The sequence below is a fragment of the Massilia sp. Masssp93 genome (assembly GCF_059491295.1).
This window is the reverse complement of the sequence record NZ_CP168502.1, coordinates 6,567,445-6,582,687: the sequence shown is the minus strand read 5'-3', so window position 1 is coordinate 6,582,687 and position 15,243 is coordinate 6,567,445. Positions and strand designations below refer to the sequence as shown.

Sequence of the window (15,243 nt, the reverse complement as noted above, 5' to 3'; positions counted from 1 at the left end):
TCTTATCCTTATTTCTTGCCGCGGCGCGAGACGATCATCGACGACGTGCGCTTGTTCGAACGCGTCTTCTTGCCCTTCGTCTGCTGGCCCCATGGCGACACCGGATGACGACCGGCAGCCGTACGACCTTCACCACCACCGTGCGGGTGGTCGATCGGGTTCATCACCACACCGCGAACGGTCGGGCGGACGCCACGCCAGCGCATTGCACCGGCTTTACCGATCTTGCGCAGGTTGTGCTCGCCGTTGCCGACTTCGCCAACCGTCGCGCGGCACTCGATGTGCACGCGGCGCACTTCACCCGAGCGCAGGCGAACCTGAGCGTAGGTGCCTTCACGGGCCATCAGGACCACGCCGGCGCCTGCGGTACGGGCCATCTGAGCACCCTTACCCGGCAGCATTTCGACGCAGTGCATGGTGGTACCGACCGGAATATTACGGATCGGCAGGCAGTTACCCGACTTGATCGGCGCTTCCGAGCCGTTCATGACGGCATCGCCCACGGCCATGCCCTTGGTGGCGATGATGTACGCGCGGTGACCGTCGGCGTAGCACACCAGAGCGATGTGCGCGCTGCGGTTCGGGTCGTATTCAATGCGCTCGACCTTGGCCGGAATACCGTCCTTGTTGCGCTTGAAGTCGACCACGCGGTAGTGGTGCTTGTGACCACCGCCGATGTGGCGGGTCGTGATGTGGCCGTTGTTGTTACGGCCAGCGGTCTTCGATTTCTTCTCAACCAGGGCTGCGAACGGACGACCCTTGTACAGGTCGGCATTCACAACCTTCACCATGCCGCGGCGGCCTGGGGAGGTTGGCTTCATCTTAACGAGTGCCATTATTTAGCCTCCTCGACAAAATTGATTTCCTGGCCCGGCTTCAGGGCCACGAAAGCGCGCTTGGTGTGGTTGCGACGACCGGTGAAACGGCCCGAACGCTTCTGCTTGCCTTCGCGGTTCACGGTCTGGACCGATTCCACTTCGACCTTGAACAGCAGTTCGACGGCGGCTTTGATTTCCGGCTTGGTCGCGTCCGGCAGGACCTTGAACACGATCTGTTCGTTCTTTTCCGCGACGAAGGTCGCCTTTTCGGAAATGACCGGAGCCAGCAGCACCTTCATCAGGCGCTCTTCGCTGAATTTGATTGCGGCGCTCATGCGTACATCTCCTCGATCTTGGCCAGAGCAGCTTTGGTGACCAGGACTTTCTTGTAGAACACCAGCGACATCGGGTCGGCATGCTTCGGCTCGACAACCAGCACGTTCGGCAGGTTGCGCGATGCCAGCAGCAGGTTTTCATCGATGGTGTCGGTGATCACCAGGACCGAGTCCAGACCCATGCCCTGCAGCTTTTGCGACAGCAGCTTGGTCTTCGGTGCTTCGACGGTCAGGTTCTCGATGACGCTCAGGCGGTCTTCGCGGGCCAGTTGCGAGAAGATCGAGCAGATACCTGCGCGGTGCATCTTCTTGTTGACCTTGTGCGAGAAGTTCTCGTCCGGCGAGTTCGGGAAGATGCGACCACCGCCACGCCACAGCGGCGACGACGACATACCGGCACGGGCGCGGCCCGTACCTTTTTGACGCCAGGGCTTCTTGGTCGTGTGGGAGACTTCTTCACGATCCTTCTGCTTGCGGTTGCCGCTGCGCGCGTTGGCGGCGTAGGCGACCACGATCTGGTGGATCAGGGCTTCGTTGTAATCACGGCCGAACACGGTGTCGGCGGCGTTGACTGCGGCGCCAGCTTGACCTTGCTCATTCAGGAGCTTGAGTTCCATCGCTTATGCTCCTTTCTTGGCTTTGACCTTGACTGCCGGCTTGACGATCACTTGACCGTTCTTGGCGCCAGGAACGGCACCCTTAACCAGCAGCAGTTGACGCTCGGCGTCGATACGGGCGATTTCCAGGTTCTGGGTGGTGACAGTGACATCACCCATGTGACCGGTCATGCGCTTGCCCGGGAACACGCGGCCCGGATCCTGCGCCATACCGATCGAGCCCGGCACGTTGTGCGAACGCGAGTTACCGTGGGTCTGACGACCCGACGCGAAGTTGTGGCGCTTGATGGTACCGGCGTAGCCCTTACCGATCGAGGTGCCTTGCACGTCGATTTTCTGGCCCACTTCGAACATCGAGACATTGACTGCGTCGCCAGCCTTGAAACCAGCGGCTTGAGCGGCTTCGACGCGGAATTCCTTCAGCATCGTGCCAGCTTCGACGCCAGCTTTGGCGTAGTGACCGGCAGCGGCCTTGTTCACGCGGGAAGCGCGACGTTGACCGAAGACGACCTGAACTGCGGCATAGCCATCAGTTTCAGGGTTTTTGATTTGCGCAACACGGTTGTTCGACACGTCCAGCACGGTAACGGGAATCGAATCGCCGTCGTCCGTGAAGATGCGCATCATGCCAACCTTGCGACCGAGAAGGCCCAGGCTCATTTTTTCTCCATTCCCACCTGCGATTGGGCGGGGGTAGTTGACTTTCGGAAGTTGTGAAACTTCCTCTTAAACGCATGGGCCAAAAAAAGATAGACCCATACCGAAGCCGGCTAGTATAGCGCGCGCCACGGATAGACGCAACAGGATAATGCGAAGCTGACGCGGCCTGTTGCGTTTTACGCTAGTGTCTTGGAGATCAGAGAATCCGTTCAGGCTGAACGGCACAGAAAAGATACCGCTGCATCTTTTCTCTACAGGCTCGAGGCCTGCGATATGGAGGAATTCTGGTGGGCGGTGCAGGATTCGAACCTGCGACCCCTTGGATGTCGACCAAGTATTCTAACCAGCTGAACTAACCGCCCGGGGAGCCGCATTATACGAGCATGTTTTAGCAAAGCGCAATACCCATCCGAAAAAACTTGTGCACCGCACCGCACCCTTACAATAGCGCCCGTCAAGGACAAGGAAAGGATGATCGGATGAACCTGGTGTTCTTCAACAACACGACACTGGCCTGGCTGACGGCCTTCGGTATCGCCGCCGGGGTGGCGCTGGCCCTGTACATCGCCAAGAAGGTGGGCGTACACCATATGCGGACGCTGGCCGCGCGCACCGAGACCCGGCTCGACGACATCGCCGTCGAGGCGCTCGACGGCACCCGGCTGCTGGCCATCGTCATCATGGGCCTGTTTGCCGGCAGCAAGGCGCTGACGCTGCCGCCGGCGGTGCACCTGTTCGCGACGCGCGCCGCCATCGTCACCGGCCTGATCCAGGCCGCGTTGTGGGGCAACCGCGCGCTGCGCGCCTGGCTGACGGATTACTACCAGAACCGCGCCGGCGATCCGGCCCGCGCCACGTCGGCGGCGGCGGTCGGCTTCATCGCGCGGACGGTGCTGTGGGCCGTGCTGCTGCTGATGGTGCTGGACAATCTCGGCGTCAACATCACGACCCTCGTCGCCTCGCTCGGTATCGGCGGTATCGCAGTGGCACTGGCCGTCCAGAACATCCTCGGCGACCTGTTCGCGTCGCTGTCGATCGTGCTCGACAAGCCGTTCGTGATCGGCGACTTCATCATCGTCGACAAATTCCTGGGCACCGTGGAATACGTCGGCCTCAAGACGACCCGCCTGCGCAGCCTGGGCGGCGAGCAGCTGGTGTTCTCCAACGCCGACCTGCTCAAGAGCCGGCTGCAGAACATGACGCGCATGACCCGGCGCCGCGCCGCGTTCACGGTGGGCGTCACCTACGACACGCCGACGGCGAAGCTGCGCCTGATCCCGGCCATGCTGACCGAGATCGTCAAGGCGCAGGAGCCGGTGACGTTCGACCGCGCGCATTTCAGCGGCATGGCCGCGTCGTCGCTGAACTTCGACGTCGTGTACTGGGTGGAGACGGCGGATTTCGTCCGCTACGCCGATATCCAGCAGGAGATCTACCTGCAGATCATGGACCGGTTCGCCGCGCTGGGCATCGAGTTCGCGTTCCCGACGCAGACGCTGCTCGTGCGCGACGCGCGCGAGACGGAGCCGTCCGCTGCAGCGCCGTAGGGTGGGCGGCCCTCCGCCCACGCGTGACGCCGGCAAACCGCACACGTTACGCGTGGGCACGGTGTGCCCACCCTACGGCTGATCCGGCTCAGTGCCGCGGCGCCGTCGGTGGGCGGCCCTGCGCCCACGCGCGACGGGGCCTTATTGCGGCGGCGCGGTCGACGCCCGCACGACCAGCGCGCTGGCCAGCGCCGGGGGGCGCTGCGGGGCGGGGCCGCCGCGGATGCGATCGGCCAGCAGCTCGATGGCGAGCCACGCCATGTCGTGCTTGGGCGGCGCCACCGTCGTCAGCGGCGGGAGCGCGTAGCGGGCGGCGGCGATGTCGTCGTAGCCCACGACAGACAATTGCGCCGGCACACGCACAGCGGCCGCGCCGGCCGCGCACAGGCCGCCCAGCGCCATCAGGTCGCTCGTGACGAACACGGCCGTCGGCCGCCGCGACCGGGCCAGCAGGCGCGTAAATGCCGCGTGGCCGCCGGCGCTCGTGAATTCGTCGTGCACGATACGGTCCGGCGCCAGAGTCAGGCCAGCCTCCGCCATCGCGCGCATGAAACCGCCGACGCGTTCGCGCGTGCGCGGCAGGTCGGCCGGGCCGGACACGCAGGCAATGTCGCGGTGGCCCAATTCGATCAGATGGCGCGTGGCCGCGTACCCGCCCTCTTCCTGGCCGGCCTGGACCAGGTCGGCGTGCAGGCCCGGCAGCGCGCGCTCCAGCTGGACGACGGGCACGGTCTCGCGGCGCAGCAGCAAGTCCTGTTCGTCGTCGGCGCCGCTGGCGACGAGCACCAGCCCGTCGATGCGCTTTTCCATCAGCAGGCGCAGATTGGCCGTCTGCTTCTGCGCGCCGCCATGCGCGTTGCACAGGATGATGTTGTAGCCGAGCTGGAACGCCGCGTCCTCGATCCAGCGGATCAGTTCGGCGAAATAGGGATTCGACGAGTTCGGCACGAGCACGCCGATGGTATTCGTCTTGTCGTTCTTGAGGCTGCGGGCGACGGCACTCGGAATGTAGCGCATCTCGTCGATGATGCCCAGCACGCGCCGGCGCACGTCGTCGCTGACGACGCGCGTGTTGTTGATCACGTGCGACACCGTGGAGATCGACACCCCGGCGCGCTCCGCTACCTGCTTCATGGTCGCCATCGCGTTCCCTCCTGAGGCGCGATTATCACCGATGTGTTTCAGTAATTACAACAACCGCTTGCGACCCGGCGAGCGCGTCGGGGCCGCTGTCTTTCAAGATCAGGACGGTATCCGGCTTATCAAGAGGTGCCGGCGCAGCGCGGCCATCTGATATTTCCACGCAAAAGCGTCGTGAAAAATTGTATACAGCGGACGGATAAATACCCCGCTCTCGCTCTGTGACGCGGTGAAATCCAGGCGTTCTAGACGAACGGAAACTGTATACAAATTCGTTGACAGTGCTGTCTTGCATGGGCATCATGAATTCATGAAATGCCGCCGCAGAGTGGCACCAAGCTTTGTGGAGACGTCATCGCGTTCCCGGCCACATCCCGGCCCCCAGGCGCCCTTCGGTTGCATCCGGATCACGGATTGCCTGCCGTGGTTGACTGTTCTCCACTGCCCTGCATCACTTCGAAGTACCCGACGCGCTTGCGGTACGCGCCGTTCAGGACACCATTCGACGGAGACACACACATGAACAATCTGCTGTACCAGGTCGACGACCGGCCACCCCTCATCACCACGACCCTGCTGGCGGCCCAGCACATGCTCGCCGCGCTCGGGGGCATCATCGCCGTGCCGCTCGTGGTCGGCGCCATCCTCAAGCTGCCCGCGGACCAGATCGTCGCCCTCGTCAACGCGGCGCTGCTGGGCTCGGGCATCGTCACGATCATCCAGTGCAAGGGCGTCGGCCCGATCGGCATCCGCCTGCCCTGCGTGATGGGCACCAGCTTCGCCTTCGTCGGCGCCGCCATCAGCATCGGCTTCGAACACGGCGTGGCGGGCATCCTCGGGTCCTCGCTCGCCGGCTCCGTCGTCATGATCGTCGGCAGTTTCTTCATGCCGCAGATCCGCAAGCTGTTCCCGCACCAGGTGACGGCCGTCGTCGTCACGATGATCGGCCTGTCGCTCGTCCCCGTCGCCGTCGACTGGGCGGCCGGCGGCAAGGGCGCCGGCGACTACGGCGCGCCCACGAACCTGGGCATCGCCCTGTTCGTGCTGGCCGTCGTCGTCGCGCTGGTCCAGTTCGGCAAAGGCATCATCTCGGCGTCCGCCATCGTGATCGGCATCGCGATCGGCTACGCCATCTGCCTGGGCCTGGGGCTCGTCGACTTCTCGAGCGTGCACCGGGCCACCGTGTTCGCCCTGCCGCAGCCGCTGCACTTCGGCATGACCTTCCCGCTCAGCGGCATCCTCGCCATGGGTCTCGCCTACATCGTCACGATGGTCGAAACGACGGGCACCTTCATGGCGCTGGGCGCGGCCACGGAGACAAAGATGCGCGGCACCCTGCTCAAGCGCGGCGTGCTGTGCGACGGCGTCGGCTCCGCTTTTGCCTCCACCCTGGGCGCGCCGCCGATGTCGACCTTTGCGCAGAACGTGGGCGTCATCTCGCTGACCGGCGTCGCCAGCCGCCACGTCGTCGCGCTGACCGGCGTGATGCTGGCCCTGGCCGGCCTGTTCCCGGTGCTGGGCGCCGTCGTCGTCACGATCCCGCAGCCCGTGCTGGGCGGCGCCGGCCTCATGATGTTCGCGATGATCCTCACGGCCGGCGTGCAGATGCTGGGCAAGGTCGAGCACGACAAGCGCACCGGCCTCATCATCGCCGTGTCGATCGGCTGCGGCCTGGCCGTCAGCGTGCGTCCGGAACTGCTGGCCAAGCTGCCGGCCTTCGTCAACGAAATCTTCGGCTCGGGCATCAGCACGGGCGCCATCATGGCCGTGCTGCTGAACCTCGTGTTGCCGAACCGTCCCGTCGAAGCCCATGACGACGACGAGGACGTACCCCAGCCCCTGCTGGTGAAAGACCTGGAGGTGGCGTAACGGAATACTGCCCGCGTTTGGTATCCCTGACCGGCAGTCGGTGCCGCGCCGGCCATGTCGCAAGACATGCGCCGGCGCGGTGTTTTTATCCCGACATTGTTTCCGCAGTGCCCGTGCATTGTTTCCGCAGTGTTGAACATTAAAAGTGGAAAATTCATGAGCAAGACTCTCCTGATCAAGAACGCGCGCGTCCTCGTGACGATGGACGATGCGCGGCGCGAAATCGCCGATGGCGCCGTCTTCGTGCGCGACAACGTGGTCGAGCGCGTGGGCCCGACGGACGAACTCCCGCAGGACGCCGACGAGGTGATCGACGCGCGCGGCCACGTCGTCATCCCCGGCCTCGTCAACACGCATCACCACATGTACCAGAGCCTCACGCGCGCGATCCCGGCCGCACAGGACGGCGAGCTGTTCAACTGGCTGACGAACCTGTATCCCGTCTGGGCGAACCTGACGGGCGAGATGGTCCACGTGTCGACCCTCACGGCGATGGCGGAACTGATCCTGTCGGGCTGCACGACCAGCAGCGACCACCTGTACATCTATCCGAACGATTGCCGCCTGGACGACAGCATCGAGGCCGCGCACACGATCGGCATGCGCTTCCACGCGGCGCGCGGTGCGATGAGCGTGGGCCGCTCGCAAGGCGGCTTGCCGCCGGACAGCGTGGTGGAAGACGAGGCGGCGATCCTGAACGACACGCAGCGCCTGATCGAGACCTATCACGACGCGGCGCGCCACGCGATGCAGCGCATCGTGGTGGCGCCGTGCTCGCCGTTCTCGGTGTCGCGCGACCTGATGAAGGAGGCGGCCCTGCTGGCGCGCAGCCACGGCGTCTCGCTGCACACGCACCTTGCGGAAAACGTCAACGACATCGCCTACAGCCGCGAGAAATTCAATATGACGCCGGCCGAGTATGCGGAAGACTGCGGCTGGGTCGGCCACGACGTGTGGCACGCGCACTGCGTGCAGCTGGACGATGCGGGCATCGGGCTGTTCGCGCGGACCAGCACCGGCGTCGCGCACTGCCCGTGCTCGAACATGCGCCTCGCGTCCGGCATCGCGCCCGTGCGCAAGATGATCGACGCGGGCGTGCCGGTGGGCCTGGGCGTGGACGGCAGCGCGTCGAACGACGGCGCGCACATGCTGGGCGAAGTGCGCCAGGCGATGCTGCTGCAGCGCGTGGGCTTCGGCCCGGACGCGATGACGGCGCGCCAGGCGCTGGAACTGGCCACGCGCGGCGGCGCGAAGGTCCTGGGCCGCGACGACATCGGCAGCATCGCGCCGGGCATGTCGGCCGACATCGTCATGTTCAAGCTGGATGGCGTGGGTTTCGCGGGCGCGCTGCACGACCCGGTCGCGGCGCTCGTGTTCTGCACGCCGGCCAACGTGAATCACAGCGTCATCAACGGTAAGGTCGTCGTAAAGGATGGCGTGTTGCGGACGGTCGATTTGCCCGTCGTGCTGGAGCGGCACAACCGGCTGGCGGAGGAGCTGGCGCTGGCGGCGAGGTAAGGCGCGCTTAAACACCCGGAACGTTTGAACCGTCGTTCCCGCGCAGGCGCACTGCTGTCCGGAATAATTTGAGGGGAAATCGCTGAAGGTGTTGCAGGGACTGGTTTACGGGCGTATACCCGAGTCGCCAAACTCAAAAAACCAAAACCCCGCAACATGTTCAGCATAGCTACCTTTCAGGAATTATTAAAGGGCCTGCCCCGCTCGGAGTTCGATCGGCTGGTAAAAAGACACAAGGCCGACAAGTACTCTAAAAAATTCGGGCACTGGCAGCACCTGATCGCAATGATGTACGGGCAGCTCAGTGAAGCGCCGGGCTTGCGGGCGCTGGAGACGGGCTTTAATCATCACCGCTCTCACCATTACCATTTGGGCGCCGGGATGATCAAACGTACGACGCTGGCCGATGCGAACGCCAGGCGCTCCGATACCGTGTTCAGTGACGTCGCCAATTGGCTGATGGGACAGGTGTCGCGTCAGTTGCGCAGCGATAGTGCTGAATTGATGTATCTGCTCGACTCGACGTCGTTGACGCTCAAGGGACGGGAATTCGAGCGCTGGACACAAGAAAACCGCACCCGCAACACCCAGGGCATCAAGGTCCATGTCCTGCTCGATGCCGAGACCCGGACGCCAGACTGGATTTCGTTCAGCGCGGCCAACGTCAACGACGTAGAGAAAGCCTGGAGCGTACCGCTGGTTCGGGGCGCCCTTTACGTCTTCGACAAAGGCTACTGCGACTACGCCTGGTGGAACGCCATCAGTCAGGCTGGGGCGCAGTTCGTTACCCGGTTCAAACGCAATGCCGGCCTACAGATAATCGAAGAAAGAAGCATTCCCGCCGAAGCCGCCGGGGTCGTGCTCAATGATGAAATCGTCCGGCTCAAACATAAGCGTCCCGGAGGACGAGACAACCCATATCTGGCATCGCTACGGCGTATCACGATCGCTCGCCCGGAAAAGGACACGCCGCTTGTCCTGGCCACCAACGATCTGGACAGCGCCGCGTTCGAGATCGCCCAGCGTTACAAGGAGCGCTGGGGAATCGAACTGTTTTTCAAGTGGATCAAGCAGCACCTGAAAATCAAAAAATTCCTCGGGCGGAGCGAAAACGCAGTGCGCATCCAAGTGCTTACAGCGTTGATCAGCTATTTGCTCGTGGCGCTCTACAAGCAGCGGCACTCGCTCAAGATCAGTCTCTGGGACTGTCTCGTGCTGATACGCGCCACCTTGTTTCAGCGTCCCGAGATCGAAGCTTCCCGCTATCGACAACGACGGCGACTTCAGCAAGAAATGGCAGAACTCCAGCTGAGCCTCATCTGATGAAACTGTCAAGAATTTTATTCCGGACAGCAGTGCGTGCAGGCGGGAACCCGAGTTTGCCGGCTGCGCAACGGACTTGGATCCCCGCCTTCGCGGGGACGACGCCTGAAGGTCTTCGCGGGGCGACGGGTGAAGGCCTTCGCGGGCGACGGCTGAAGGCCCGCGCGGGGACGACGTAGTAAAGACGTAGTAAAGCAAACGGCCCATCTACCGCAAAGTAGATGGGCCGTTTTGCATGCGCCGGCGGCAAGGCCGCCGAGGCGCTGAAACTGATTACTGCAGCTTGATTTCGACGTCGACGCCAGCCGGCAGGTCCAGCTTCATCAGCGCGTCGACGGTCTTGTCGGTCGGGTCCACGATGTCCATCAGACGCTGGTGCGTACGGATTTCGAACTGGTCGCGCGAGGTCTTGTTGACGTGCGGGGAACGCAGCACGTCGAAACGCTGGATGCGGGTCGGCAGCGGAACCGGGCCCTTGACGACTGCGCCGGTGCGCTTGGCGGTGTCGACGATTTCCAGGGCGGACTGGTCGATCAGCTTGTAGTCGAACGCTTTCAGGCGGATACGGATTTTCTGATTCGGAGCGGACATGCTATTTCCTTAAAAAAGAACGAACCGGCACGCGGCCGGCAATCAATGTGTCAGGTACTGCGTGTACTGCGGAGGGGACGGCAGTATAACACCGTTTCACCCTAAACTGCACAGACTACTCGGTAGGGTGGGCTCCCCGAGCCCACGCGAACGTTTGCGACAATGTCGGCGTTACGCGTGGGCACGGCGTGCCCACCCTACCGATCAGGCGATCAGGCGATCAGGCCAGGATCTTGGCAACCACGCCGGCGCCGACGGTACGGCCGCCTTCGCGGATTGCGAAGCGCAGACCTTCTTCCATCGCGATCGGAGCGATCAGCTTGACGGTGATCGACACGTTGTCGCCAGGCATGACCATTTCCTTGTCGGCCGGCAGCTCGATCGAACCGGTCACGTCAGTCGTACGGAAGTAGAACTGCGGACGGTAGTTGTTGAAGAACGGGGTGTGACGGCCGCCCTCATCCTTCGACAGCACGTAGATCTCGCCGGTGAAGTGGTTGTGCGGCTTGATCGAACCCGGCTTGGCCAGAACCTGGCCACGCTGGACGTCTTCACGCTTGGTGCCGCGCAGCAGCAGACCGACGTTGTCGCCGGCTTGACCCTGGTCCAGCAGCTTGCGGAACATTTCCACGCCGGTGCAGGTGGTCTTGACGGTGTCGGTGATGCCGACGATTTCGATCTCTTCGCCGACCTTGATGATGCCGCGCTCGACACGACCGGTCACCACGGTACCGCGGCCCGAGATCGAGAACACGTCTTCAACCGGCATCAGGAAGGCGCCGTCGACGGCACGTTCCGGAGTCGGGATGTAGGTGTCCAGGGCTTCAGCCAGGCGGGCGATGCACTCTTCGCCCATCTCGCCCGGCTGGCCTTCCAGTGCCATACGAGCCGAACCCTTGATGATCGGCAGGTCGTCGCCCGGGAACTCGTACTTCGAGAGGAGCTCGCGCACTTCCATTTCGACCAGTTCCAGCAGTTCCGCGTCGTCGACCAGGTCGCACTTGTTCAGGAACACGATGATGTACGGAACACCCACCTGGCGAGCCAGCAGGATGTGTTCGCGCGTCTGCGGCATCGGACCGTCAGCGGCCGAGCACACCAGGATCGCGCCGTCCATCTGGGCAGCACCGGTGATCATGTTCTTGATGTAGTCGGCGTGGCCCGGGCAGTCGACGTGAGCGTAGTGGCGGTTGGCCGTTTCGTACTCGACGTGCGCGGTGTTGATCGTGATGCCGCGCGCTTTTTCTTCCGGCGCCGCGTCGATCTGATCGTACGCCTTGGCTTCGCCGCCGAATTTCTTCGACAGAACGGTCGCGATTGCGGCCGTCAGGGTGGTTTTGCCGTGGTCAACGTGACCAATGGTACCGACGTTCACGTGCGGCTTGGTCCGTTCGAATTTACCTTTTGCCATTTCGATCTTCCTTTAAAAGAGCAATTTATTTTATTTGCGGGACAGAGCAGGGCTCATCGCTTTCTGCTCTGTCCTCAACTGATTATGACTGACTAATTACTTGGATTTTGCCGTCACGATGGCGTCCATCACATGCTTCGGTGCTTCAGCATAGTGCTTGAATTCCATCGTGTAGGTCGCACGACCCTGGGTTGCCGAACGCAGCACGGTCGAGTAACCGAACATTTCCGACAGCGGGACTTCGGCCTTGATGATCTTGCCGCCACCGCCCGGGATCTCGTCCATGCCCTGCACCATACCGCGGCGGGACGACAGGTCGCCCATCACGGTACCGGCGTAGTCTTCCGGCGTCTCGACTTCCACGGCCATCATCGGCTCGAGGATGACCGGGTTGGCGCGACGGCAGCCTTCCTTGAATGCCATCGAACCGGCCATGCGGAACGCGTTTTCGTTCGAGTCCACGTCGTGGTACGAACCGAAGGTCAGCGTCACTTTGACGTCGACCACCGGGTAGCCGGCCATCACGCCGCTCGACAGCGTCTCGCGCACACCCTTCTCGACCGCCGGGATGAATTCACGCGGAATCACACCACCCTTGATGGCGTCGATGAACTCGAAGCCCTTGCCCGGTTCCTGCGGCTCGATCGACAGCACGGCGTGGCCGTACTGGCCGCGACCACCCGACTGCTTGACGAACTTGCCTTCGACGTCGCTGACCGACTTGCGGATCGTTTCGCGGTAGGCAACCTGCGGCTTGCCGACGGTCGCTTCCACGCCGAATTCACGCTTCATGCGGTCGACGATGATCTCCAGGTGCAGCTCGCCCATACCACCGATGATGGTCTGGCCCGATTCTTCGTCGGTACGCACGCGGAACGACGGGTCTTCCTGAGCCAGACGGTTCAGTGCCAGACCCATTTTTTCCTGGTCGGCCTTGGTCTTCGGCTCGACGGCCTGCTGGATCACCGGCTCCGGGAACACCATCTTTTCCAGGATGATCGGTGCCGACGGGTCGCACAGCGTTTCGCCGGTCGTCGCTTCTTTCAGGCCGACTGCAGCGGCGATGTCGCCGGCGCGGACTTCCTTGATCTCTTCGCGCTGGTTCGCGTGCATCTGCAGAATACGGCCGACGCGTTCCTTCTTGCTCTTGATCGGGTTGAACACGGTGTCGCCCGACTTGATGACGCCCGAGTACACGCGGAAGAAGATCAGCTGGCCGACGAACGGGTCGGTCATGATCTTGAATGCCAGCGCGGCGAATTTCTCATCGTCCGATGCGCTACGGGTGACCGGCTGGTCGTCCTCGTCGGTACCGCTGACCGGCGGGATGTCGACCGGCGACGGCAGGTACTCGATGACCGCGTCGAGCATGGCCTGCACGCCCTTGTTCTTGAAGGCGGTGCCGCACATCATCGGAACGATTTCCGAAGCGATGGTGCGCTGGCGCAGTGCGGCCTTGATCTCGGCTTCCGACAGCTCGCCTTCTTCGAGGTACTTGTTCATCAGGTCTTCGTTCGCTTCAGCAGCGGTCTCGACCAGCTTCTCGCGCCATTCCTTGGCCGTTTCCAGCAGCTCGGCCGGGATTTCGCGGTAGTCGAACTTCATGCCCTGCGACGCGTCGTCCCAGTAGATCGCCTGCATCTTGACCAGGTCGACCACGCCGAGGAAGTTGTCTTCGGCGCCGATCGGGATCTGCAGCGGGATCGGGTTGGCCTTCAGGCGGGCGCGCATCTGCTCGTACACCTTGAAGAAGTTCGCACCGGTACGGTCCATCTTGTTGACGAACGCCAGACGCGGAACCTTGTATTTGTTAGCCTGACGCCACACGGTTTCCGACTGCGGCTGCACGCCGCCGACTGCGCAGTAGACCATGCAGGCGCCGTCCAGGACGCGCATCGAACGCTCCACCTCGATGGTGAAGTCGACGTGGCCCGGGGTGTCGATGATGTTGAAGCGGTGCGGCTCGAAGTTGTTGGCCATACCCTTCCAGAAACAGGTCGTCGCTGCCGAGGTAATGGTGATGCCGCGTTCTTGCTCCTGCTCCATCCAGTCCATGGTGGCTGCACCGTCGTGCACTTCACCGATCTTGTGGTTCACACCGGTGTAGAACAGGATGCGCTCGGTGGTCGTGGTCTTACCGGCGTCGATGTGAGCGGAGATACCGATGTTACGGTAGCGCTCAATAGGGGTAGTGCGTGCCATAAATTTTCCTAACTTTTGAATGGACAAAACCGAGCAGCATTCTGGTGATCAAAATGAGCTCGGCCTGAACAACTGATACTGCATGGCCGCACGACCCCGGAGGCGTTCTGCCCCCAAGGAAGTAGGCCATTCGCTTAGAAGCGGAAGTGCGAGAACGCCTTGTTCGCTTCAGCCATACGGTGCACCTCGTCACGACGCTTCATCGCGCCGCCGCGGCCTTCTGCTGCTTCCATCAGCTCGCCACCCAGGCGCTGCTGCATGGATTTCTCGCTACGCTTGTTTGCGGCTTCGCGCAACCAACGCATAGACAGGGCCATACGGCGGACCGGACGCACTTCAACCGGCACCTGGTAGTTGGCGCCACCGACGCGGCGGGACTTCACCTCGACCATCGGCTTGCAGTTGTTGATCGCGGTTGCGAACACTTCCAGCGGGTCCTTGCCCGATTTGGTCTGGATGTAGTCGAATGCACCGTAGATGATGTTTTCTGCAACCGACTTCTTGCCGGACAACATCAGAACGTTGACGAACTTGGCGAGATCGATGTTGCCGAATTTCGGATCCGGCAGAATTTCGCGCTTGGGTACTTCACGACGACGTGGCATTTCAATTCCTTCCTGTCTTCAGTTGAGTGCTTGCGCACTCGCGAAAGGTCATCATGACCCTTCACTTACTCGGCCTTCCGGCCGCCTCAACTAACTCAATATTAATTTACCCGGATTGCAAGAAGATTACTTCTTGGCAGCCTTGGCACGCTTGGCACCGTACTTCGAACGGGCCTGCTTACGGTCTTTCACGCCCTGGGTATCCAGTGCACCGCGGACCATGTGGTAACGCACACCCGGCAAGTCTTTCACACGACCGCCGCGCAGCAGCACGACCGAGTGTTCCTGCAGGTTGTGGCCTTCACCGCCGATGTACGAAATGACTTCGAAACCGTTGGTCAGGCGAACTTTGGCGACCTTACGCAGTGCCGAGTTCGGCTTCTTCGGGGTCGTCGTGTAGACACGGGTGCAGACACCGCGCTTTTGCGGGCAGTTTTCCAGTGCCGGCGACTTGCTCTTCACAACCGCGGCTTCACGCGGCTTGCGAATCAGTTGATTGATGGTTGGCATCGTTCTAAATCCAACAAAATTACTGCTACGTTGATGACCCGGGAGCTCTTGCTTCCCGGGGACTGAAACCGAGTCCCGACACAGCCTGCACAGGCGA

The 15,243-nt window shown here is 62.4% G+C and carries 14 protein-coding genes and 1 tRNA gene; 4 read left to right on the top strand and 11 right to left on the bottom strand.

Annotated features, from left to right (window positions below; all coding sequences use genetic code 11):
- Window positions 1-8: 8 nt before the first annotated feature.
- The 5 genes from rplB to ACEN9Q_RS27540 all read right to left on the bottom strand — a co-directional run bounded on the left by rplB (window position 9) and on the right by ACEN9Q_RS27540 (window position 2,792).
- Window positions 9-836 (bottom strand): 50S ribosomal protein L2, encoded by an 828-nt coding sequence (rplB, locus tag ACEN9Q_RS27560; RefSeq protein ID WP_056449186.1) that lies wholly within the window; start codon window positions 834-836, stop codon window positions 9-11.
- Window positions 836-1,153, bottom strand: coding sequence for a 50S ribosomal protein L23 (rplW, locus tag ACEN9Q_RS27555; protein ID WP_036240333.1), 318 nt, complete (start codon window positions 1,151-1,153; stop codon window positions 836-838). Before rplW ends, rplB begins: the two co-directional genes overlap by 1 nt.
- The gene (rplD, locus tag ACEN9Q_RS27550; RefSeq protein WP_056126492.1) at window positions 1,150-1,770 is read right to left on the bottom strand and encodes a 50S ribosomal protein L4; all 621 of its coding nucleotides are present in this window, start codon (window positions 1,768-1,770) and stop codon (window positions 1,150-1,152) included. The genes rplW and rplD overlap by 4 nt, the downstream gene beginning before the upstream one ends.
- A 3-nt stretch (window positions 1,771-1,773) precedes the next feature.
- Window positions 1,774-2,430, bottom strand: coding sequence for a 50S ribosomal protein L3 (gene rplC / locus ACEN9Q_RS27545; RefSeq protein WP_056449188.1), 657 nt, complete (start codon window positions 2,428-2,430; stop codon window positions 1,774-1,776).
- 285 nt (window positions 2,431-2,715) lie between these two features.
- Window positions 2,716-2,792: transfer RNA gene (locus tag ACEN9Q_RS27540), tRNA-Val, on the bottom strand.
- A 117-nt stretch (window positions 2,793-2,909) separates the two neighbouring features.
- Here ACEN9Q_RS27540 and ACEN9Q_RS27535 point away from each other — a divergent pair.
- Complete coding sequence (locus ACEN9Q_RS27535) at window positions 2,910-3,977, top strand: mechanosensitive ion channel family protein (protein ID WP_495626709.1); 1,068 nt, start codon at window positions 2,910-2,912, stop codon at window positions 3,975-3,977.
- A 141-nt stretch (window positions 3,978-4,118) separates the two neighbouring features.
- On the opposite strand, the gene ACEN9Q_RS27530 is transcribed toward ACEN9Q_RS27535, so the two are convergent.
- Window positions 4,119-5,120: a LacI family DNA-binding transcriptional regulator gene (locus ACEN9Q_RS27530; RefSeq protein WP_495626708.1), complete on the bottom strand. Its 1,002-nt coding sequence runs from the start codon at window positions 5,118-5,120 to the stop codon at window positions 4,119-4,121.
- Between the two features lie 516 nt (window positions 5,121-5,636).
- On the opposite strand from ACEN9Q_RS27530, the gene ACEN9Q_RS27525 reads away from it, so the two are divergent.
- The 3 genes from ACEN9Q_RS27525 (at window position 5,637) to ACEN9Q_RS27515 (ending at window position 9,827) form a co-directional block, all read left to right on the top strand.
- Entirely contained in the window at window positions 5,637-6,986 is a 1,350-nt protein-coding gene (locus ACEN9Q_RS27525) for a nucleobase:cation symporter-2 family protein (protein ID WP_495626707.1), read from the top strand.
- A gap of 156 nt (window positions 6,987-7,142) precedes the next feature.
- Window positions 7,143-8,504, top strand: a complete 1,362-nt coding sequence (locus ACEN9Q_RS27520) for an 8-oxoguanine deaminase (protein ID WP_495626706.1) — start codon at window positions 7,143-7,145, stop codon at window positions 8,502-8,504.
- Window positions 8,505-8,660: 156 nt separating this feature from the next.
- Window positions 8,661-9,827 (top strand): IS4 family transposase, encoded by a 1,167-nt coding sequence (locus ACEN9Q_RS27515; protein WP_495625211.1) that lies wholly within the window; start codon window positions 8,661-8,663, stop codon window positions 9,825-9,827.
- Window positions 9,828-10,100: 273 nt separating this feature from the next.
- Here the strand turns inward: ACEN9Q_RS27515 and rpsJ are convergent, their stop codons facing one another.
- The 5 genes from rpsJ to rpsL form a co-directional block, all read right to left on the bottom strand.
- Window positions 10,101-10,418 carry a 30S ribosomal protein S10 gene (rpsJ, locus tag ACEN9Q_RS27510; RefSeq protein WP_005663509.1) on the bottom strand — a complete coding sequence of 106 codons (318 nt, stop codon included), beginning with the start codon at window positions 10,416-10,418 and terminating at the stop codon, window positions 10,101-10,103.
- A 220-nt stretch (window positions 10,419-10,638) separates the two neighbouring features.
- Window positions 10,639-11,829 (bottom strand): elongation factor Tu, encoded by a 1,191-nt coding sequence (gene tuf, locus ACEN9Q_RS27505; protein WP_495626673.1) that lies wholly within the window; start codon window positions 11,827-11,829, stop codon window positions 10,639-10,641.
- 96 nt (window positions 11,830-11,925) lie between these two features.
- Window positions 11,926-14,031: an elongation factor G gene (fusA, locus tag ACEN9Q_RS27500; RefSeq protein WP_495626705.1), complete on the bottom strand. Its 2,106-nt coding sequence runs from the start codon at window positions 14,029-14,031 to the stop codon at window positions 11,926-11,928.
- Window positions 14,032-14,165: 134 nt separating this feature from the next.
- A complete protein-coding gene (rpsG, locus tag ACEN9Q_RS27495) occupies window positions 14,166-14,636 on the bottom strand; it encodes a 30S ribosomal protein S7 (RefSeq protein WP_056439862.1) in 471 nt (156 codons plus the stop codon).
- Window positions 14,637-14,762: 126 nt separating this feature from the next.
- On the bottom strand, window positions 14,763-15,146 hold the full coding sequence (gene rpsL / locus ACEN9Q_RS27490; protein ID WP_005663517.1) for a 30S ribosomal protein S12: 384 nt from the start codon (window positions 15,144-15,146) through the stop codon (window positions 14,763-14,765).
- Between the last annotated feature and the right edge of the window lie 97 nt (window positions 15,147-15,243).